The sequence below is a fragment of the Novosphingobium sp. ZN18A2 genome (genome assembly GCF_036784765.1).
Classification (GTDB): Bacteria; Pseudomonadota; Alphaproteobacteria; order Sphingomonadales; family Sphingomonadaceae; genus Novosphingobium.
Window position 1 is genome coordinate 572371 of sequence record NZ_CP136651.1, and the last position, 19649, is coordinate 592019.

Sequence of the window (19649 nt, forward strand, 5' to 3'; positions counted from 1 at the left end):
TAAGGATCAGCCCTCGTCGGTTTCGTCGAGCAGCCAGTCAGGATCTTGCGAGGTAAGATCGCGCGAGAAGGTCCACACGTCGTGCGTCTCGATCGCGTCGTCGAGCGATCCGGCAATGACGTTGCCGTCCTTGTCACGCGTGACAGCGGCGATATCGGCGCGGAACCGCACGGTTATGCGCGCGGTCGGCGCGTCGAAGTCGGCGCCGGTAATCGTCGCTTCCTCTATGCGGATCAGGCGGTTATCGACCGTCTCTCCCGCTTCCACGCGCGCATCGATGGCGGAGGCGAAGCTTTCATAGACGTCCGAATCGCAAAGCTGGGCCAGTTCTTCCTTGTCGCCGCGCCAGAACGCTTCCAGCACCATGCCGTATGCGCCGCGCGCACCCACCAGGAACAGGCCCACATCGAAGCGCCGGTCTGCCGCAACGATCGCGCGGATGCCGTTTTCGGCGCCGGGTATAAGGCCGGGCCGCTCCAACTCTCCCGCATCGCGCGGGCGGGCGGAAGTCTGTGATTTTTCATTGATCTTCGGCATGGCGGGGCGGGCCGCGCGCGACGGGTCGGTCTGTTCCACACGCCCGCGCAACGGATCCTCGTTCTGTTCGGGGCGCCGCCCGAGAACAGAGTACAGCCGCAGCCCCAGAAAGGCCGCGATCATCGCCAGGATCACAATCTCAACAATCACGTCTACTATCCCGTTTCGCGGCCCTCTCCGATAGGCGGAGCGCCGCACCAGTCCACCGTGCCTTAAATAGGTACGAAACTCAAATGAACAACGCGTGCACGGCGGCCGGGTGCCATCGCGGGACGAAAAAAGTTGCAGTTGCGTGTCGTGCGCGTCACGCTTCGGCCGCTTGCAGCCGCCGTTCGGCAAGGCACGCGGCGCATCGCGCGCCGCGGCGCGATTGCCGCGCCGTTTCCATGGTGCTAGGCGGCGCGCGAACCGTTCACTTCGCACGATACGAAAGCAGACAGACATCATGGCCGACGAAGGCAACATCATTTCCGACCTGAACATCGACGGCGCGCAGCCCAACGGCGAAGATACCGGCCCGGCGGTGGGCGTGATCGCGCAGTACGTGAAAGACCTTTCGGTCGAAAACCCGAATGCGCCCGCCAGCTACCAGTGGCAGAGCCAGCCGGAAATCGGCGTGGAATTCAACATCGCCGCCAATGCCGTGGGCGACGACGCGCACGAGATCGAACTGAAGGTGAAGATCAACGCGAAGGCGCCCGAAGGCACGCAGTTCATCGTCGAGCTGTCCTATTGCGGGTTGATCGGCATGCGCAACGTGCCGGAAGACCAGGCGCACGCGTTCCTTTATGCCGAAGGCCCGCGCATCCTGTTCCCCTTCGCCCGCCGGGTGATCGCCGATGCCGTGCGCGATGCCGGTTATCCGCCGCTGATGCTTGAGCCGATCGACTTCACCGGCCTTTACATGCAGCAGCTGGCCCAGCGCCAGGCTGAGGAAGGCGCTGCCGGCGAAACCCCGGCAGGCAACGCCTGACCGCAAGGTTGCAGGGCCGCCGCCGGCGCTGACGGGGGAGTGCGCGCATGAGTTCGCTCGTCCGCAACGTGGGCACCATCGGCGGCCTTACCGCGCTGAGCCGCGTGTTCGGCTTCGTGCGCGACATGCTGCTGGCGCGCGTGCTGGGCGCGGGGCTGGCGGCGGACGCGTTCCAGCTCGCCTTCATCCTGCCAAACACGTTCCGCCGCCTGTTCGCCGAAGGCGCGTTCAGCGTGGCCTTCGTGCCGATGTATTCGCGCGCGCTGCATGGCGAGGGTGGCGAGGAAGAGGCGGAACGCTTCGCGGACGATGTGCTTTCGGTCTTCGTCTGGGTGCTGCTGGCCTTCAGCGCGCTGGCGATGATCGCGATGCCGGGCATCGTCTGGCTGCTGGCGCACGAATACGCCAGCGTTCCGGGCAAGTTCGAACTGTCGGTCCTGCTCAGCCGGATCACGTTTCCCTATCTTGGCTTCATCAGCCTTGTCGCGATGCTGTCGGGCGTGCTCAACGCGCGTTCGCGCTTCGGACCGGGGGCGTTCGCGCCGGTGCTGCTCAACATCGTGCTGATCAGCGGGATCGTTGCCGGGTGGTGGCTGCGCGGGAAAAGCGGCGACGATCGCGTCGTCGCGCTGGCGCTGGCGGTCGCGGTCAGCATCGCGGGCCTTGCGCAGTTCCTCTACCTTTGGTGGGCGGCGCGAAAGGACGGCGTGAAGCTGAAAGTCACGCTGCCCCGGATGACGCCCGAAGTGCGCAAGCTGGGCATGCTGATCCTGCCCGCCACGTTCGGCGCGGGAATCTACCAGGTCAGCCAGTTCGTCGACACGTTCTTCGCCACCAGCCTGCCGCAGGGTTCGCTCACCCTGCTCAAACTGGCGGACCGGCTGAACCAGATGCCGCTGGGCATCGTTGGCATCGCGCTGGGCACCGCGATCCTGCCGATGCTTTCGCGCCATATTCAGCTTGACGACACGGCCGAAGCGCAGCGCCTGCAATCGAACGCGTTCGAAATGGCGACGCTGCTGACGCTGCCCGCCGCCGCCGCGCTGGCGGTCTGCGCGCCCGCTTTTACCGCGGCCTTCTTCGTGGGCGGCAAGTTCACCGCCAGCGACGGGGCGACGATGGCGAACATCGTGGTCGCGCTGGTCGCGGGGCTGCCCGCATACGTGATCGTCAAGATCCTGAACCCCGGCTTCTTCGCGCGTGAGGATACGCGCACGCCGGTATGGACCGCGCTGGCCGCGCTGATCTTCAATATCGCGGTGAACCTTGTGGTGGTGCGCCGCTTCGGCATCGTGGGACTAGCCGGCGCGACAGCGGCATCGGCCAGCCTCAACTGCGTGTTGCTCTACACCATCCTGCACAGGCGCGGCTGGTTCCACTTTACCGCGAAACTTGCGGGCCGGATCGCGCGCCAGCTTGTCGCGGTGGCGGCGATGACGGTGCTGCTGTGGTTCCTGATGCCGCTGATGGCCGGGCACTATCACGGCAACGCGCTGGAGCGCGTGTGGTCGCTGGCCGTGCTGGTTCTGGCGGGCGCGGGGGTGTTCTTCGCCGTTGCCTGGCTGGTCGGCGCGCTCGACAAGGATCTGATCGCGCAATTGCGCCGCCGCCGCCCGGCGAAAGCGCCTGCTTCTGCCGGGCCGGGCGATGAACCGGGCAGTTGAGGCTTTCCTTGCGCGTTTCATGTGGTATGCGCGCTTCGCTATGGAACAAGGCACTAACCGTCAGAGCCGGAAGGCGTGCGTGAAGCACGTTTTGCGCGGCCGGGCGGCCTGGCGATGGCACAGGCCCGCCATTTGACCTTGCGCGCCGCCTGCACGGGCCGGCGCGAACCTTTGCACGTTTCCATTCCAGATTAGATGAAGGACCACGCCATGCGCGTCGTTTCCGGTATCCAGCCCACGGGCAACCTCCACCTTGGCAACTATCTTGGCGCCATCCGCAACTGGGTGCGGATGCAGGACGAGATGGAGGAGGCCAATCGCGCTCAAGCAGCCGCAGGCGGTAGCGCGGAAAAGAACCAATGCCTGTTCTTCCTTGCCGATCTGCACGCCATCTCCATGCCGCACGTCCCGGCTGACCTTTCCGCCGGAACGCTTGAGATGACGGCGGCACTGGTCGCCTGCGGGATCGATCCCGCCCGGTCGATCCTGTTCAACCAGGCGCAGGTTCCCGCCCATGCCGAACTGCAATGGCTGCTGGGCGGCACCGCGCGGATGGGCTGGCTGAACCGCATGACGCAGTGGAAGGACAAGGCGGGCAAGAACCGAGAGGGCCAGTCTGTCGCGCTGTTCACCTATCCGGTGCTTCAGGCGGCGGACGTGCTGCTTTACCAGGCGACCCACGTGCCCGTGGGCGAGGACCAGAAGCAACACCTGGAACTGGCGCGCGACATCGCGCAGAAGTTCAACAACGATTTCTGCGCGGAAGATGCGCCGGTCTTCACCCTGCCCGACCCGATCATCCCGCCTGAAGCCGCCCGGATCATGAGCCTGCGCGACGGTTCGGCCAAGATGAGCAAGTCCGATCCTTCGGAAGCGAGCCGGATCAACCTTGCCGACGATGCCGATGCGATCATGCAGAAGATCCGCAAGGCCAGGACCGATCCCGAGCCGTTGCCGTCCGAGAAGGCGGGGCTGGAAGGCCGGGCCGAGGCGGCGAACCTTGTCGGCATCTATGCGGCGATGGCGGGCGTTACGGTGGAGGAAGTGCTGGGCCAGTTCGGCGGGCAGGGCTTTGGCGCGTTCAAGCCCGCGCTGGGCGAGCTGCTGGTCGAAACGCTGGACCCGATCGCCACGCGATTCCGCGAGTTGCGCGCCGATCGCGAGGCGCTGGACGCGATCCTGGCACGCGGCGCGGCAAGGGCGCGCGAAATGGCCGGGCCAACGCTGGATGCGACATATCGGGCATTGGGGCTGGTGCGCGGTTAGGCGCCGGGGGAATTCCATCCAGGCGGGCCTGCGAACGGCACTTTTGCGAGTTTCCGATGCTCACGTACTCGAAAGTATGCTGCGCTTCGGGTCTCGCAAGAGCACCATTCCCGGCTGCGCGTGAACTTGAATCGCCACAGGCCCTAACCCATTGAGGTTGCGACAATGTCGTAAAACCATTCAACGCGCATTCAGCACCTTCCGTCCAGACTGCGGGCAAGATAGAACAGATGTGTGCCCGGCCGCTCCGGTTGCCGGCACGCAGCTACGGAGTTGCCCTCGCATGACCAGTTTTCGTACCCGCCTGATCGGACTCGCCGCCGCACCGCTTCTGATTGCAGGGCTGGGCGGCTGCGCGCAGAACTTCAACGCGCAGGTGCAACGCTTCCAGCACGAACTGCCTGCCCCGGCGGGCCAGACATTCGCCGTTGTCCCGGAAGACCTGGCGAATCGCGGCGGGCTTGAGTTCGCGCAGTATGCGAACGACGTGTCGGAAGAGATGACCAAGCTCGGCTATGTCCAGGGTACGCCTGAAACCGCCGACCTTATCGTTCATTTCGGATATGGCGTGGACAACGGGCGCGACCGGGTCCGCACCACCGGGCCGGGATACGATCCGTTCTGGAGCCCGTGGTACCGTCCCTATGGCTATTGGGGCAGCCCCGGATTCTATCGCCACGGCGCGTGGGGATATGGCTGGTACGATCCCTGGTTCTGGGGTTCGGGTTTCAACGACGTTGACGTGATCACCGTCTATACCAGCAAGATCGATCTCAAGATCGACCGCCGCACCGATGGCAAGCGCGTGTTCGAAGGCAATGCCGAAGCGGCCTCGCGCTCGAACGACCTGACCTATCTGGTGCCCAACCTTGTCGATGCGATGTTCACCGGCTTCCCCGGCAATTCCGGCAAGACGGTGCGGATAACCGTCGCGCCTGAAAAGAAGGGCAACTAGTGGTCCGATTCTGACATTTGTATCCCTGCCGGCCGGGTGGCGACAAATGTCAGAATCTTTTCGGACCACTAGCAACATTATGATTCTAGTGGATTTTTCGATTTTGACATTTGCAACCTCGCTATCCGGCTGGGGGGAAGCAAATGTCAAAATCAATCCACTAGGCAGGGTTTCAGCCCATGCGGGGCTTGTTGAGTTGCTGTACGGGGCCGAGTCGCTGACCGGGGCTCAGTCGCTGAACGGGGCGACGAAGCCGCCGGTCGAACCGAAGCCGCCTTCGCCGCGCTCGGTTTCGTCCAGGTCGTCCACTTCCAGCCACGCCGCGCGCGTTACCGGCGCCAGCACGATCTGCGCGATGCGATCGCCGCGCCGGATATCGAACGCGTCGGCGCCGTGGTTGATAAGGATCACCTTCAACTCGCCGCGATAGTCCGAATCGATCGTCCCCGGCGTGTTCGGCACGGTGATCCCGTGCTTCAGCGCAAGGCCCGAACGGGGGCGCACCTGCACTTCGAAACCCGGCGGGATGGCAAGCGCAAGGCCGGTGGCTACCGGGTGGCGCGCGCCCGGCGCAAGCGTCACGTCTTCGGCGGAGACCACGTCCATCCCCGCCGCGCCATCGGTGGCATAGGCGGGCAACGGCAGGTCGTCATTGCCGGAAAGGCGCTTGACCGGGACGGGAACGGGCTGGGCATGGTGCATTGATCTGGCTTTCGGCAAGGGCTGCGGACCGGCCCATGCCTGTGCCCTTACTTCTTAGGCGTTTCAAGCGGCCCGATAGCTTTCGCGATACGTTCGACCAGAGCCATCGCCACTTCGTCCTTGGGCATTTCGGGCAGGTCTTCCACGCCTTCCTCGGTAACGATGTGAACGGCGTTCACGTCGCCGCCCATCACGCTCTTGTCCTTGCCGCCCGACACGTCGTTGGCAACGATCCAGTCGGCCCCCTTGCTGCGCAGCTTGGACTGTGCGTACTTGATGACGTTGTCGGTTTCGGCTGCGAAACCCACCAGCAGCCTGGGCCGCTGCCGCCCGGTGCCGACCGTGGCGAGAATGTCGGGATTCTCCTCCAGCATCAGCACCGGAGGGGCTGACCCACGCTTCTTGATCTTCTCTCCCGACATCTCCTTGCTGCGCCAGTCGGCCACGGCCGCCACGAAGATGCCGATGTCGGCGGGCAGGGCGGCCTTCACGGCCTCTGCCATTTCGCGCGCACTCTCTATGTCGATTCGGTCCACCCCCGGCGGCGTGCGCAGCGCGACGGGGCCGGAAACCAGCGTAACGCGCGCCCCAAGGCGCGCCGCGGCGGCAGCAATCGCATAGCCCTGCTTCCCGCTCGACCGGTTGGCGATATAGCGCACAGGGTCAATCGCTTCGAAGGTCGGTCCGGCGGTCACCAGCACATGCCGGCCCGTCAGCGGGCCTGGGCCTTTGGGCAGGGGCGCGTATTCCGGCGGCGCATCGTATCCCGCCGGTGCACCGGTGCCGTCCTCGCCCTCGAACGGCTGCGGCGCCGCGCCCTCGTCCCCGGAAACGAGGTGGTTGATCGCGTGGCGATCGGTCGGCGGGGCGGACTTGGCCTTGCCCTTCCTGGCAAGGATCGGCCCGCTGGCGTCGGCATCGGCGGCCGGTTGCGGATCGGTGGCCGGCACGGGCAGTTCCACCGGGTCTGCATCCACCTCTTCCCAGACAGCGCCGCCTTCCTCGTCCGCGCGCGGCGTGCGGCGCGGAATGATCATCGAAAGCAGGCCGCCAAAGCGCCCGCTGGCGCCGTCGCCGCCGTCCGGATCGCCCTCTCCGCCGAACGGCGTGAGCGGATCGACCACGTTGAGAGGCGGCGGCAGCGCGGCCAGCCCCTCTTCCACGAACTGGCTGATCGCCGCCAGGATCGCGGATGGTTCGGGCAGGCGGCCCGGCCCGTATTCGCCGCAGGCCATCGGCCCTTCGTCCGGGTCGAGCACGCCGATGCCGTCCGCGCGCAACTGTTCGACATTGCGCTGCGTTGCCGGGTGCAGCCACATCCGCACGTTCATGGCCGGAATGGCCAGCACCGGCTTGTCGGTGGCCAGCAGCAGGGTGGTGGCAAGATCGTCCGCTATCCCGCCCGCCATCTTGGCCATGAGATCGGCGGTCGCCGGGCAGACGACAACCATGTCGGCTTTGCGCGACAGCTCTATATGGCCCATCTCGACCTCGTCCTTGAGGTCCCACAGCGTGGTGTGGACGGGATTGCCGGAAAGCGCGGCCAGCGTCATCGGCGTTACGAAATGCTGGCCGCCCGCGGTCAGCACGCACGTCACATCGCCGCCTGCTTTCCGGATCAGGCGGATGAGCTCGCAGCTCTTGTAGGCGGCAATTCCGCCGCCCACGATCAACAGGATACGTTTGTCCCTCATCGTTTCGGCCTTGTGCATTGCCATGCTTTGGTTAGCAATCCTTTGCCGAAGCCGGGCCGAAACGGCCCCTGCAACCAAAACTCCGAGGGGGAGCAATACCTTATGCGCCTGATTCTTACCGCACTGGTCTTTCTGGCCGGGCTGTTCGACCTGATGATTGCGGCAACTTTCCTGTTCGATCCGCAATCGGGGGGCGCACAACTGGGCGTGGGGGCGCTCGGCGCGCTGGGCACGTCAACGATTCGGGCGGACTTCACATCGTTCTTCGCAATCGCCGCGTTCTGCATGATGTGGGGCGCATGGCGCCGCAATGCGGACCTGCTGCTGGTGCCCGCGCTGCTGTTCGGCGCGTCGTTCACGGGCCGCGTGATAGACCTTCTCATAAGCGGTCCCTATCCGGGCTTTTCCGCGCCGATGCTGATCGAGGCGGGGCACGTGGTGCTGATGCTGGCCGCATGGCGGATGCTGCCGCACCACACGGTCCACGAAGTGATAGACGAGATCAACAACGGCTGAATCGGGGGCGCCCGGCGCGCGGCCGCAGGTCAGGCCGCGGCGGCGCGCCTTTGGCGAAGGCGGTCGAACAGGCGCAGCACCGCGCGCTGCGCCGGCCGTTCGAACAGGGCGTGGCTGGCAAAGCCCGCCATGATGCTGCACGCGATGAAGAACACCAGGAAGCCGGTCCGCCCCGCCGCCGCCTGGACGCCGGGAATCGCCAGCACCAGCAGCAGTTGCAGCGGAAAGTGCCACAGGTAGATGCCATAGGACGCATCGCCCAGCCGCTTGCCAAAGCGCATCACGCGGCGCGTGTCGGCAAGGTCCACCGCCACGGCCAGCGCCAGAACCGCGAATGTCGCCGCGCCGGTCGCCAGTTCTTCCGATCGCCAGAAAGTCCATGCCGCCCACGCGGCCAGCGCCAGACCGGGGGCGGCCGCAACCAGCCGCGCCGGTGTGGCGATATCTTTCAGCGCAAGCGCATAAACCCCGGCGCCGCCAAAGAAATAGGCGATGCATGACAGCACCGTCTCGTTCGGGGCGCCGGCCAGCACCAGCGTCATCGTGGTCGCCGCCAGCAACCCTGCAACCGTGCCGGGCGCGCGCCGCAGCACCGGCAGCAACAGCCAGAACGCGGCATAGGCGACGATCTCGGTCGAAAGCGACCATGCCGGCCCGTTGAACGACTGGTTCTGCTGGAATCCCCAGTATTGCGCCAGGAACAGGTTCAGCACGAAGTGCCGCGCATCGTTCCACGCATAGATGAAATAATGGCCGTTGCGCACCAGATAGCCTGCCTGGAACAGCGCGACGATGCACAGCGTCAGCAGGTGCAGCGGCCAGAGCCGGGCGATGCGCGCGGGCCAGAACCGCGACCGGCTGTGCGGATCGGCAAGATAGACGTGCGCGAAGACGAATCCCGATACCGCCCAGAAATACTGCACGGCGACATGGCCGTGGTCGTAAAGCAGCGCGAAGGGGCGGTGCAGCGGCTCAACCCCGGCGCGGTTCACCTGGAAACCGTAGGGCACGATGTCGGGCACGAAGAAGTGCTGGTAATGCCAGAACAGCACCGCCACCGCCGCCAGCATGCGTGTAAGGTCAAGCGTGTCGAAATGCCGCTTTTCAAGCCGCAGGACGCGCGGCGGTGTCACCCGAAGAGGCCCGCCAGCACGCTGAAGACCACCACCGCGGCCCCGGCCAGCGCGGCGAAAACGTAGCCCATCGGCGCGCCGATGCCCTTGCCGCCTTCCCACATCAGCTCGATCTTCGGCAGCGGCGGCGGTTCGGGCGCGCCGCCCTTGGCCGGGAACATCTCTTCCACCCGGCGCACCAGCGCGGGCAGGCGCATCAGCGTTTCGGTATCGTCCTTGATCCGCTGCGCAATCGCCGCTTCGGGGCCAAGTTCGTCGCGAATCCAGTTCCGCACGAAGGGCGCGGCGGTATCCCACATGTTGATTTCGGGATCGAGCTGCGTGGCGATGCCTTCGACCATCACCATCGTCTTTTGCAGCAGCAGCAGGTGCGGCTGGGTCTGCATGTCGAAATCGCGGGTGATGGCGAACAGCCCGTCAAGCATCTGGCCGACCGACAGTTCGCTTACCGGCTTGCCGCGCATCGGCTCTCCCACCGCGCGCAGGGCGGTCGCGAATTCGTCGACCGAATGATAGCTGGGCACGTATTGCGCCTCGAAATGGATTTCCGCCACGCGGCGATAGTTGCCCGTGGTCAGCCCATAAAGGATTTCGGCGAGCCACTGGCGCGCGCGCCGGTCAATCCGCCCCATGATGCCAAAGTCGATCGCGGCAATCGTGCCGTCAGGTTCCACGAACAGGTTGCCCTGGTGCATGTCGGCATGGAAATAGCCGCCGCTGATCGCCTGCGTCAGGAAGGCGAGCACCAGCCGGCTGGCCAGTTCCTTGCGATCGTGCCCGGCGGCCACGATCTCGTCCGTCTTGCTGATCTTGATGCCGTCGATCCAGTCGAGCGTCATCACCTTGCCGTTGGTGCGGTCCCAGTCGATAGAGGGGATGCGATAGCCTTCGAAGGCGCTCATCCCTTCCGACAGTTCCGATGCCGAAGCGGCTTCGCGCCGCAGGTCCAGTTCGCGCAGGGTCCAGCGTTTGAAATTGGCGATGGTCAGGCGCGGGCGCAGCCGTGAGGCTTCCCCGCCGAAGGCCTCAAGGTGCGCGGCGGCCCATTCGTAGGTGTCGATATCGCGCGCGAATTTCTCGCGGATGCCGGGGCGCAGCACCTTTACCGCCACCTTGCGCCCGTCGGTCGTGACCGCGCGGTGGACCTGCGCGATGGACGCGGCGCCGACCGGTTCGGGATCGATTTCGGAAAACAGCGCATCGACCGGCTTGCCGAAGGTCGATTCGATTTCGTGCCGGATCGCGTCGAACGAAACGGGGGGCAACTGGTCCTGCAAGGTCAGCAGGTTGTGGACCGCGTCCTCTCCCACGATGTCGGGCCGGGTCGCCAGCGTCTGCCCCAGCTTGATCGCGGCGGGGCCGATTGCGCGGAAGGCGCCGGCATAGTCCGGGTCTTTCGGCTGGATCGTGCCGAACCGCGCGATCCGGCACAGGCGGCGAACCTGCGGCGGGGTATTCGGGCTCTGCTCAAGCGGGCGCAGCGCGCCGTGCCGCGCCAGAACGCGACCCCAGCCGAGAAGGCGGCGGATGTGGGTTGCGGGTCTAGCCAAGGCGCCAGGCTTCCTGTCAGACCTTCCAGCCGGAATGGATCGCGACCAGCCCGCCCATGATCGGCTCCACCCTGGTATGACGGAATCCCGCCGCGCGGATCATCGCTTCGAAGTCCTTCATCTTGGGGAAGCGGCGGATCGATTCGATCAGGTAGCGATAGGAATCCGCGTCCCCGGCGATGGCCTCTCCGATCTTGGGCACCAGTTTGTGCGAATAGGCATCATAGACTTCGGCGAAGCCCGGCCATTCTGTGGTGGAGAATTCCAGACAGAAGAACCGCCCGCCGCGCTTCAGCACGCGATGGGCTTCGGCCAGCGCACGGTCGATTCGCGTCACGTTGCGGATGCCGAAGGCGATGGTATAGGCATCGAAGGTCTTGTCGGGGAACGAAAGCTCTTCCGCGTTCTGGCATGACCATACCAGCCCGTCGATCCCGCGCTTGCCCGCGCGTTCAAGCCCCACGTCCAGCATGTCCTGGTTGATGTCCGACACGGTGATGCGCGCGCCGCGTTCGGCCATGCGGAAGGCGATGTCGCCGGTGCCGCCCGCCATGTCGAGGATATCTTCGCCCTCGCGCGGCTTCACGCGGCGCACGAAGCGGTCTTTCCATAAACGGTGCATACCGCCCGACATGGCATCGTTCATGATGTCGTATTTCTTCGCGACGCCCGAAAACACCGCGCCCACGCGCCTGGTCTTTTCGTCAGGCGAGACTTCCTCGTAGCCGAAGGAAACCGTGTCTGCGTCGTTCGTGCCGGGGCTGCTCATGGCCAAGCGCTTTAGTCAGGAATTGCCGATACGGCAAAGGGTGATAAGGCTTCGCCCGAAATGCCCGAACTTCCCGAAGTAGAAACCACCGTGCGCGGCCTTGCCGGCGTGCTTCAGGACGCGCGCATCACGCGCGTCGCGGTGAACCGGCCGGACTTGCGCCGCGCCTTCCCGCCCGATCTTGCCCAGGCGCTTACCGGCGCGCGCGTGACGGGGCTTGGCCGCCGCGCGAAATACGGGCTGGTCCACACCGATCGCGACCGGACGATGGTGTTCCATCTGGGGATGAGCGGGCGCTGGCGGATCGATCCGGGGGAAACCGGCAAGCACGACCACCTCGTGCTGGAAACCGATGCGGGGCACGTGCTGGCGTTGAACGACGCGCGGCGCTTCGGTTCGGTCGATCTGGTCGATACCGCCGAACTCGACACCTGGGGGCCGTTCGCCGCGCTGGGGCCGGAACCGCTGGGCGAGGCGTTCAACGCCGCCGCGCTGGCGCACGCTCTTTCCGGGCGCAGCGCGGCGATCAAGCTGATGCTGCTGGACCAGCGGATCGTTGCCGGGCTGGGCAACATCTATGTCTGCGAAGGGCTTAACCGCGCGCGCATCGCCCCCGCGAAGGCGGCAGGGCGCGTCTCTCGGCAGGCGCTGGCGCGATTGGTGCCCGCGATCAAGGACGTTCTGGCAGAAGCGATCGCGGCAGGCGGATCGACGCTGCGCGACTATGCCCGGCCCGATGGCGAGCTTGGCTATTTCGCGAAGGACTGGCGCGTCTATGGGCGCGAGGGTGAGCCATGCCCCTGCGGCGGCACCGTAGAGCGCGTGGTGCAGGGCGGCCGCTCCACCTTCTTCTGCCGCAAGTGCCAGAGGTGATCGGCAGCCGGCCGGACGTCTCGCGATGGCTCACCCCGCTGCGACTAACAAGGCCTGCGGCTTGGCAAGTTTCGCTCCACTCCCGCATGCGAGAGGGCGTGGGGGTGGGCATTTGACCGTGCGCAATGTTCCATCCGGCCCAAGGCGCAAGGGTATCCGCATGGCAGGATGGAGATGTGCGTCATGGGCAGCAAGCCAGCGCAAAGCGTGATCGTTATCGGCGCCGGTCCGGCGGGGCTGGCTTTCGCGCGGCGACTGGCGGGCAGCGGCATTCACGTGACGCTGATCGAGCGGCAGGGGTTGGGCGCCATTGCCGAACCTGCGGCAGACGGGCGGGAAATCGCGCTGACCGGCAAATCGGTGAACCTGCTGCGCGAAATGGGCGTGTGGCCCGCGATCGAGGCGGGCGAGGCATGGCCGCTTGCCGGAGCGCGCGTGCTCGACGGTGGATCGCCGTTCGCGCTGGCGATCGATCCGGCGGGCAAGGGCGATGCGCCGCTTGGCACGCTGGTGCCGAACCACGTGATCCGCCGCGCGCTCCATGCCTCCATTGCCGATGCACCCCATGTCGAACTGGTTGCCGGAGCCACGGTGGAACGTGTGGAGACCAGTCGCCATGAAGCGCGCGTGCGTTTGGCGGACGGGCGCGAATTTGCTGCCGATTGCCTTGTCGCGGCGGATTCGCGCTTTTCCGAAACGCGCAAGCGGCTGGGCATCGGCGCCGAAGTGATCCCGGTGGGGAAATCCATGCTGCTCGCACGCGTGCGGCATGAAAAACCGCACGATTCGCTCGCCACCGAATGGTTTGATCGCGGCCAGACGGTTGCCATGCTGCCGCTCGGCCCGAACGAATCGGGTGCGGTGCTGACGCTTCCGCCCGAACGCGCAAAGGCGATTGCGGCGCTTTCGCGCGCTGAACTGGGCGCCGAACTGACGCGCCGAACAAGGCAGCGCTGGGGCGCGATGGAGGCGCTGACGGACGCATACGTCTATCCTCTCGCCATCACGCTGGCGCATCGTTTCGCCGCCCGCCGCGCCGCGCTGATCGGCGATGCGGCGGTGGGGATGCACCCGGTTACCGCGCACGGCTTCAACTTCGGGCTGCTTGGCGCGGTGCGGCTGGCCGACGCGATGCGCGATGCGCGCGATATCGGCGATTCGCGCCTGCTGGTCCGCTGGGCGGTGCGCCACCGCGCGGCCGTGTTGCCGCTCTACCTCGCAACGCGCGCGCTGGTCGGCCTCTATACCGACGACCGCCTTCCCGCGCGCGTCGCGCGGCGCGCGGTTCTGCGGCTCGGCGCCCTGCCGCCGGTGCGAAAAGGCATGGCCGCACTGCTCGCGCAGGGGCGCTGAAGCCTGCGGCCTGCATGGCCGGGCAAGTTGCGGCGGAAGATCGGGAAGTTGGAGCGGGTAGCGGGAATCGAACCCGCCTAGCTAGCTTGGAAGGCTAGAGCATTACCACTATGCTATACCCGCCCGCTCGCGCCGCGCTTGCCACGGCAATCGCGCCTTCGTCAACGCGGATTTACGCGCTTTGCGACAATTCGATGATCCGCTGCCGGACGAGGGGGAGCTGGTCGTTGCCGAAATACATGTGCTCTGCGCCCACGAAGATGGTTGGCGAACCGAATGCGCCGCGCGCAATCGCTTCGTCGGTATTGGCGCGCAGACGGTCTTTGACCGGCTGGCTGCCCGCCGCTTCGGCCAGCGCCGCGCCGTCCAGCCCGGCTCCGTTGGCGACAGCCGCCAGCACGGCGGGATCGTCAATATCGCGCGCATCGGTGAAATAGGCGGCGAAAGCGGCGCTGGCGAACGCGAACAGCGCATCCTGCCGGTCTTCCAGCGCGCAGCAGAAGCGCATCGCCGCAACGGATTTTACCGGATGATGCGGTGAGGGGAAGTTCATCGGCACGCCCGCCAGCCGCGCCCATTCCTTCAGCCAGCCGAAACTGCGCTTCATCGCTTTCTGTTCGGGATCGGCGCGCATTTCGTAAACGCGCGGGTTCACCGCGTTGAACACGCCGCCGACCAGGAACGGGCGCCAGCGCACCGCCGCGCCGGTTTCGACAAGGATCGGCTGGATGTTGTTGAAGGCAAGGCACGTCCAGGGCGAGGAGAGGTCGAAGAAGAAGTCCACCGGAACGCTCATTTCGTGTCCTCCCTTATGCCGAACAGCGTGCGCCGCGCTTCGGCATCGTCCTGCGGGCGGCGGTTGATCCGGTCCGCGCCCACGTCCATCCCCCGCCGCAGGGCGGGGCGCTGCTTCAGCGTTTCGTACCATGCCTTGAGGTGCGGAAAGTCGGACAGCGGGATGCCTTGCGCGCGCCATGTGCGAATCCACGGAAAGCAGGCCATGTCGGCGATCGTGTATTCACCGGCAGCGATGAACGTGCGGCCCTCCAGCCGCTTGTCGAGCACGCCATAAAGCCGCAGTGTTTCCCGCCGGTAGCGGTCGGTGGGATAGGCCAGCCGATCCGGCGCATAGAGCGCGAAGTGGCCGTGCTGGCCCAGCATCGGACCAAGGTTGGCAACCTGCCACGTCAGCCATTCCAGCGTCTCGGTCCGGCCGCGCAGGTCGGCGGGCAGGAAGCGCCCGGTCTTTTCCGCAAGGTAGATAAGGATCGCGCCCGTTTCGAACACGGAGAGCGCCGTGCCACCGTCTGCCGGGGCGCCGTCCGCCGGATCGGTATCGACGATGGCAGGGATGCGGTTGTTCGGGCTGATCGCCAGAAATTCGGGGGCGAACTGTTCCCCCTTGCCGATATCCACCCAGTGCACCCGGTACGGCAGGCCGCACTCTTCCAGCATGATCGACACTTTCCAGCCGTTGGGCGTGGGTGCCGTGTAAAGCTCTATCATCGCGCGTCTTCTCCCGCGCCCAGTGGTGCATGGAACGCACGCGGCGGGCAAGCCCGGCGTTGGACCTGCCCCTTTACCGCGCGGCAATTTTTGTTATAGGGCATAGCGAAATTTCGGAGGATGCCATGACCGACAAGCCCATCGCGCGCGCGGCGCTCAACCGTTTCCTTTCGCCGCGCTCGGTCGCGGTCGTCGGCGCGTCGGACAAGCCCGGCGCGCTGGGTGCGACGCTGCTTTCCAACCTTGAGAAGAACGGCTTTTCGGGCGAGATCTATCCGATCAACCCGAAGCGGGACGAGATCGGCGGACGCAAGTGCCTGCCATCGGTCGATGCGCTGCCCGAAGGGGTGGACGTGGCCGTACTGGCGATCCCGCGCGCGGGCGTGCTGGATGCGGTGAAGGGGCTGGCCGCGCGCAAGGCGGGCGGGGTGGTGATCTTCTCCGCCGGATTTGCCGAAGGCGGCGATGAAGGTCTGGCCGAACAGCGCGAAATCGCGCGGATCGCGGCAGATGCGGGCATGGTGGTGGAAGGGCCGAACTGCCTGGGCATGGTCAACTATGTGGACCGTGTGCCGCTGACGTTCGTGGAAACGATGTGCACGCCGCCGGGCGAGCGGCGCGGCATCGGGGTTGTCTCGCAATCGGGCGCGATGGCCGCCGTTCTCGCGACGATGCTGCTCGCGCGCGATCTGGGCGTTTCCTACACCGTGTCCACCGGCAACGAAGCGGCGAGCGGGGTCGAGGATTACGTCGACTGGATGGTCGATGACCCCAATACCCACGTTATCGCCATGCTGGTCGAACAGTTTCGCAAGCCGCAGGCGTTTCTGGCCGCCGCGCGCCGCGCCGCAGCGGCGGGCAAGCCGGTTGTGCTGCTCCATCCCGGCAAGTCGAGCGCGGCGCGCGAATCGGCGGCGACGCATACCGGGGCGATGGCGGGCGATTACAAGCTGATGCGCGCGATGGTTTCCCGCGCGGGCGTGATCTTTGCAGAGACGCTGGAAGAACTGGGCGACATCGCGGAAATCGCCGCGCGCGTTCCCGCGCTGCCTTCGGGCAGCACCGCCGTTCTGGGCGAATCGGGCGCGTTCAAGGCGCTGACGCTGGACCTGGCGGAAGAGCTGGACCTGCCGCTGGCCGACCTGAACGACGATAATGCGCCAGACCTGCGCGCCGCGCTGCCGCCGTTCGTGCCGGTTTCCAACCCGCTCGACATCACGGCGCAGGGATTGTCGGAACCGGCGATCTACACCCGCACGCTGGACGCGCTGCTGGCGGACGACAGGGTGGGAACGGTGATTGCCGGGATCATCCAGGCCGAACCGATCACGTGCGCGATCAAGTTCCCGCCGATCCTCGCATCGGTGGAAGGCAAGAGCCTGTCCAAGCCGCTGGTTTTCGCGGGGCTGGACGAAGGCGCCGAAGTTCCAGCCGAACGCATCGCCGCGCTGCGCGGGGCGGGCATCCCGTGGTTCCCCACCACCGAACGCGCGCTGCACGCGGTGGCGCGGCTCAGCGCATGGTCTGCGCGCGACAGGGACGCCAACGGGCTCGAACCAACGAAGCTCACCGGTCTGGACGTGGTGAGCGGGGTGATCCCCGAATATCGCGCGAAGGAATTGCTCGCGCCCGCAGGGATCGCTTTCCCGAAGGGGCAGTTCGCGGCCAGCGCGGACGAAGCTGCCGCCGCAGCCGACGCGGTAGGATACCCGGTCGCGATGAAGGCGCAGGCCGCCGCGCTGGGCCACAAGAGCGACGCAGGCGGCGTGCTGCTGAACCTTGCCGATGCAGACGCGGTTCGCACGGCGTTCAGGCAAATCTTCGAAAATGTCGCGGCCTATTCGAAATCGATCCGGCTTGATGGCGTGCTGATCGAAGCGATGGGCAAGCGCGGCATGGAAATGATCGTCGGCGCGAAGAACGATCCTGAATGGGGTCCGGTTATCCTGGCCGGGTTTGGCGGCGTTACCGCTGAAATCCTGCAAGACGTGCGCCTGCTGCCCGCCGACATGACCGAAGCCGGTGTGGTGGCCGAACTGATGAAGCTGAAAAACGCGGCGCTGCTTTCCGGCTATCGCGGCTCCCCCGCGCTGGACGTCGCGGCGCTGGCGAAGCTGATCGTGCGGCTGGGGCAGGTGCTGCGCGCCGAACCCTCGATCCGCGAGATCGACCTCAACCCCGTGATCCTGCATGCCGAGGGTGAAGGCGTGGTCGCGCTCGATGCGCTGATGCTGGTGGATTGAGGCCCGCCTCCCGACGGGCACAGGCCCGCGCCATCGGAACGAAGTGCGGGTTTCGGCATTGGTCGGGTGAAGCCCAACGCGGTTGCGTGGGCTCCGGAAGTCGATCCGCCCAGGCCATGAGGGCCGGGCGCGGGCCGGCCAGTGTGGCTGGCCGCTACGGCTTTCCCTTCCCAATGCGCAGGCTCGCCATGCCAAGAAACCCGCACTTTCACCTCGATTCAGAGAAGGATTGCCTCCAGCATCCGGAAGAGGATCTGGCTACCGGCTCGATCGGCCAATACTACGTCTGCCGCCTGCCCAAGGGGCACGAGGGCGACCATGTCTTCGTTCCGGTGGAAATGGTGATCTACGACTGGGTTCCGGACCAGCCGGCCTATGCCCGCCGCACCGGCTAGGCATGCTGCCCTGGGGTCGTGTCCCCACCCGGCTCTAGTGGCCGGGGAAATCCATCAGCGCGTCCACGGTAACGCCCGCGCCGCGAAGGCGGTCGGCACCGTGGAGGTCCGGCAGGTCAATAACGAACAGCGCGTGATCCACGTTTGCGCCCGCCCGGCGTAACAGCTCGGTTGCGGCCAGCGCGGTGCCGCCGGTGGCGATCAGGTCGTCCACGATAACAACGCGGTGGCCCGGCGGGATCGCCTCGGGATCGACCTCAAGCCTGTCGCGCCCGTATTCGAGCGCATAGTCCACGCCAATGGTTGCGACCGGCAGTTTGCCGGGTTTGCGGACGGGCACGAATCCCACGCCCAGCTTCGCGGCGACGGCCGCACCGAAGATGAATCCGCGTGCTTCCATCCCCGCGACAAGCTGCGCGTTTGCCGCCCGGGCGCGATCGGCAAGGTGGGCGATGCAGGCGGCAAGCCCCTCGCCATGGCTGATCAGCGTGGTCACGTCGCGAAACAGGATGCCCGGCTCCGGAAAGTCCGGCACCGTGCGGACAAAGGCTTTCAGCTCGTCAGGCGTCATCGCGATAGCGTTCCTGTTTGCGGATACGAAAAAGGCCACCGTTTCCGGTGGCCTTGATCGTTTGTGCCCGTTCGGACCGGAGCGATCAATGCTCCTTTTCGGCCCAGATCTGGCGCTTGGCGAGATAGGCCAGGATGGTGGCGAAGAGCAGGAAGCCCAGCACCGTCCAGCCGACCTGGCGACGCTTCACCAGCTTGGGTTCCGCGGTCCACACCAGGAACGCGGCAACGTCCTGCGCTTCCTGGTCCAACGTCGCCTTGGTGCCGTCCGAATAGGTAACGGCATCGTCCACCAGCGGCGGGGGCATCGCGATGTTCAGGTTCGCGAAGTAGGGGTTGAAGTGCAGGCCGTCGGGCGTCTTGGAATCCGGGAACATCTTGAGAAGTTCCTGGCCCTTGTCGTTCTTGTACCCGACCTGATCGGCATAACCGGTCAGCAGCGCGTGCACATAGGATGCGCCGCCATGACGGGCCTTGGTGATCAGCGACAGGTCAGGCGGGCTGCCCTGTCCGCCATAGACGACCGGCGGGAAGTGATCGGTCGGCACACCGTCAACGGTGGTGACCTCGCCCGTCTTCGGATCGTAATGCGGGACCTGATAGGTCTTGGCGATCGCCTTCACCTCGGCTTCGTTATAGCCGATTTCCTCAAGGTCGCGGAATGCGACGTGGCTGAGCGAGTGGCACGTCTTGCACACGCCGTCATAGACGGCGAAACCGCGCTGCAACTGCTCCTTGTTGAACGTGCCGAACGGGCCGTCGCTCTGCAGGTGTAGCGGGTGCGGGTGCTTCACGAACAGCTTCTCGGCGCTGGGCTCGGTAAAGCTGCCGTACTTGCTCAGCACCGGTGCGTCGGCGATGGCGCCGTTGATAAACGCCCATAGCGCGGCGAGTGCGAAGAAGAGGCCGACAAGGGGGCCAAGGATGCGGACCATGGGTTCTCTCTTTCC

Annotated in this window: 19 protein-coding genes and 1 tRNA gene; 9 read left to right on the top strand and 11 right to left on the bottom strand. The window is 65.9% G+C overall.

The genetic code is table 11. The features are described 5' to 3' along the window. Positions 1–6: 6 nt before the first annotated feature. Positions 7–687, bottom strand: coding sequence for a Tim44/TimA family putative adaptor protein (locus RXV95_RS02840; protein ID WP_338467516.1), 681 nt, complete (start codon positions 685–687; stop codon positions 7–9). 295 nt (positions 688–982) lie between these two features. Between RXV95_RS02840 and secB the strand changes: the two genes are divergently transcribed. The 4 genes from secB (at position 983) to RXV95_RS02860 (ending at position 5395) form a co-directional block, all read left to right on the top strand. Beyond that, positions 983–1510 carry a protein-export chaperone SecB gene (gene secB, locus RXV95_RS02845; protein WP_338467517.1) on the top strand — a complete coding sequence of 176 codons (528 nt, stop codon included), beginning with the start codon at positions 983–985 and terminating at the stop codon, positions 1508–1510. 47 nt (positions 1511–1557) lie between these two features. Beyond that, positions 1558–3174 (top strand): murein biosynthesis integral membrane protein MurJ, encoded by a 1617-nt coding sequence (murJ, locus tag RXV95_RS02850; RefSeq protein ID WP_338467518.1) that lies wholly within the window; start codon positions 1558–1560, stop codon positions 3172–3174. 210 nt (positions 3175–3384) lie between these two features. Continuing rightward, positions 3385–4440, top strand: a complete 1056-nt coding sequence (gene trpS / locus RXV95_RS02855) for a tryptophan--tRNA ligase (RefSeq protein ID WP_338467519.1) — start codon at positions 3385–3387, stop codon at positions 4438–4440. Between the two features lie 283 nt (positions 4441–4723). Next, positions 4724–5395 (top strand): DUF4136 domain-containing protein, encoded by a 672-nt coding sequence (locus RXV95_RS02860; protein WP_338467520.1) that lies wholly within the window; start codon positions 4724–4726, stop codon positions 5393–5395. A 228-nt stretch (positions 5396–5623) separates the two neighbouring features. Here the strand turns inward: RXV95_RS02860 and dut are convergent, their stop codons facing one another. Together dut and RXV95_RS02870 are read right to left on the bottom strand one after the other, a co-directional pair. After that, entirely contained in the window at positions 5624–6097 is a 474-nt protein-coding gene (gene dut, locus RXV95_RS02865; protein WP_338467521.1) for a dUTP diphosphatase, read from the bottom strand. A gap of 47 nt (positions 6098–6144) precedes the next feature. After that, positions 6145–7815 carry a bifunctional phosphopantothenoylcysteine decarboxylase/phosphopantothenate synthase gene (locus RXV95_RS02870; RefSeq protein ID WP_338467522.1) on the bottom strand — a complete coding sequence of 557 codons (1671 nt, stop codon included), beginning with the start codon at positions 7813–7815 and terminating at the stop codon, positions 6145–6147. Between the two features lie 78 nt (positions 7816–7893). Between RXV95_RS02870 and RXV95_RS02875 the strand changes: the two genes are divergently transcribed. Then, positions 7894–8307 (top strand): hypothetical protein, encoded by a 414-nt coding sequence (locus RXV95_RS02875; RefSeq protein WP_338467523.1) that lies wholly within the window; start codon positions 7894–7896, stop codon positions 8305–8307. 29 nt (positions 8308–8336) lie between these two features. Here RXV95_RS02875 and RXV95_RS02880 read toward each other — a convergent pair whose 3' ends face one another. Genes RXV95_RS02880 through RXV95_RS02890 form a run of 3 tightly spaced genes read right to left on the bottom strand, consistent with a single transcriptional unit; the run spans position 8337 to position 11759 of the window. Further along, positions 8337–9440 (bottom strand): acyltransferase, encoded by a 1104-nt coding sequence (locus RXV95_RS02880; protein ID WP_338467524.1) that lies wholly within the window; start codon positions 9438–9440, stop codon positions 8337–8339. Beyond that, positions 9437–10990, bottom strand: a complete 1554-nt coding sequence (gene ubiB, locus RXV95_RS02885; protein ID WP_338467525.1) for a 2-polyprenylphenol 6-hydroxylase — start codon at positions 10988–10990, stop codon at positions 9437–9439. Before ubiB ends, RXV95_RS02880 begins: the two co-directional genes overlap by 4 nt. A gap of 16 nt (positions 10991–11006) precedes the next feature. After that, positions 11007–11759 carry a class I SAM-dependent methyltransferase gene (locus RXV95_RS02890; protein WP_338467526.1) on the bottom strand — a complete coding sequence of 251 codons (753 nt, stop codon included), beginning with the start codon at positions 11757–11759 and terminating at the stop codon, positions 11007–11009. 60 nt (positions 11760–11819) lie between these two features. Between RXV95_RS02890 and mutM the strand changes: the two genes are divergently transcribed. Both mutM and ubiM read left to right on the top strand, forming a co-directional pair. Next, on the top strand, positions 11820–12632 hold the full coding sequence (gene mutM / locus RXV95_RS02895) for a bifunctional DNA-formamidopyrimidine glycosylase/DNA-(apurinic or apyrimidinic site) lyase (RefSeq protein WP_338467527.1): 813 nt from the start codon (positions 11820–11822) through the stop codon (positions 12630–12632). A gap of 183 nt (positions 12633–12815) precedes the next feature. After that, on the top strand, positions 12816–13985 hold the full coding sequence (gene ubiM / locus RXV95_RS02900; RefSeq protein WP_338467528.1) for a 5-demethoxyubiquinol-8 5-hydroxylase UbiM: 1170 nt from the start codon (positions 12816–12818) through the stop codon (positions 13983–13985). Between the two features lie 49 nt (positions 13986–14034). On the opposite strand, the gene RXV95_RS02905 is transcribed toward ubiM, so the two are convergent. The 3 genes from RXV95_RS02905 to RXV95_RS02915 form a co-directional block, all read right to left on the bottom strand. Continuing rightward, positions 14035–14108, bottom strand: a tRNA-Gly gene (locus RXV95_RS02905). A gap of 49 nt (positions 14109–14157) precedes the next feature. Next, the gene (locus tag RXV95_RS02910) at positions 14158–14781 is read right to left on the bottom strand and encodes a 2-hydroxychromene-2-carboxylate isomerase (protein WP_338467529.1); all 624 of its coding nucleotides are present in this window, start codon (positions 14779–14781) and stop codon (positions 14158–14160) included. After that, a complete protein-coding gene (locus RXV95_RS02915; protein WP_338467530.1) occupies positions 14778–15491 on the bottom strand; it encodes a glutathione binding-like protein in 714 nt (237 codons plus the stop codon). Before RXV95_RS02915 ends, RXV95_RS02910 begins: the two co-directional genes overlap by 4 nt. 125 nt (positions 15492–15616) lie before the next feature. On the opposite strand from RXV95_RS02915, the gene RXV95_RS02920 reads away from it, so the two are divergent. Together RXV95_RS02920 and RXV95_RS02925 are read left to right on the top strand one after the other, a co-directional pair. Further along, the gene (locus RXV95_RS02920; RefSeq protein ID WP_338467531.1) at positions 15617–17734 is read left to right on the top strand and encodes an acetate--CoA ligase family protein; all 2118 of its coding nucleotides are present in this window, start codon (positions 15617–15619) and stop codon (positions 17732–17734) included. Between the two features lie 188 nt (positions 17735–17922). Then, the gene (locus RXV95_RS02925) at positions 17923–18129 is read left to right on the top strand and encodes a hypothetical protein (protein WP_338467532.1); all 207 of its coding nucleotides are present in this window, start codon (positions 17923–17925) and stop codon (positions 18127–18129) included. Positions 18130–18163: 34 nt separating this feature from the next. Here the strand turns inward: RXV95_RS02925 and RXV95_RS02930 are convergent, their stop codons facing one another. Together RXV95_RS02930 and RXV95_RS02935 are read right to left on the bottom strand one after the other, a co-directional pair. Continuing rightward, the gene (locus tag RXV95_RS02930) at positions 18164–18700 is read right to left on the bottom strand and encodes an adenine phosphoribosyltransferase (RefSeq protein WP_338467533.1); all 537 of its coding nucleotides are present in this window, start codon (positions 18698–18700) and stop codon (positions 18164–18166) included. An 85-nt stretch (positions 18701–18785) separates the two neighbouring features. Next, positions 18786–19634 (bottom strand): cytochrome c1, encoded by an 849-nt coding sequence (locus RXV95_RS02935; protein ID WP_338467534.1) that lies wholly within the window; start codon positions 19632–19634, stop codon positions 18786–18788. Between the last annotated feature and the right edge of the window lie 15 nt (positions 19635–19649).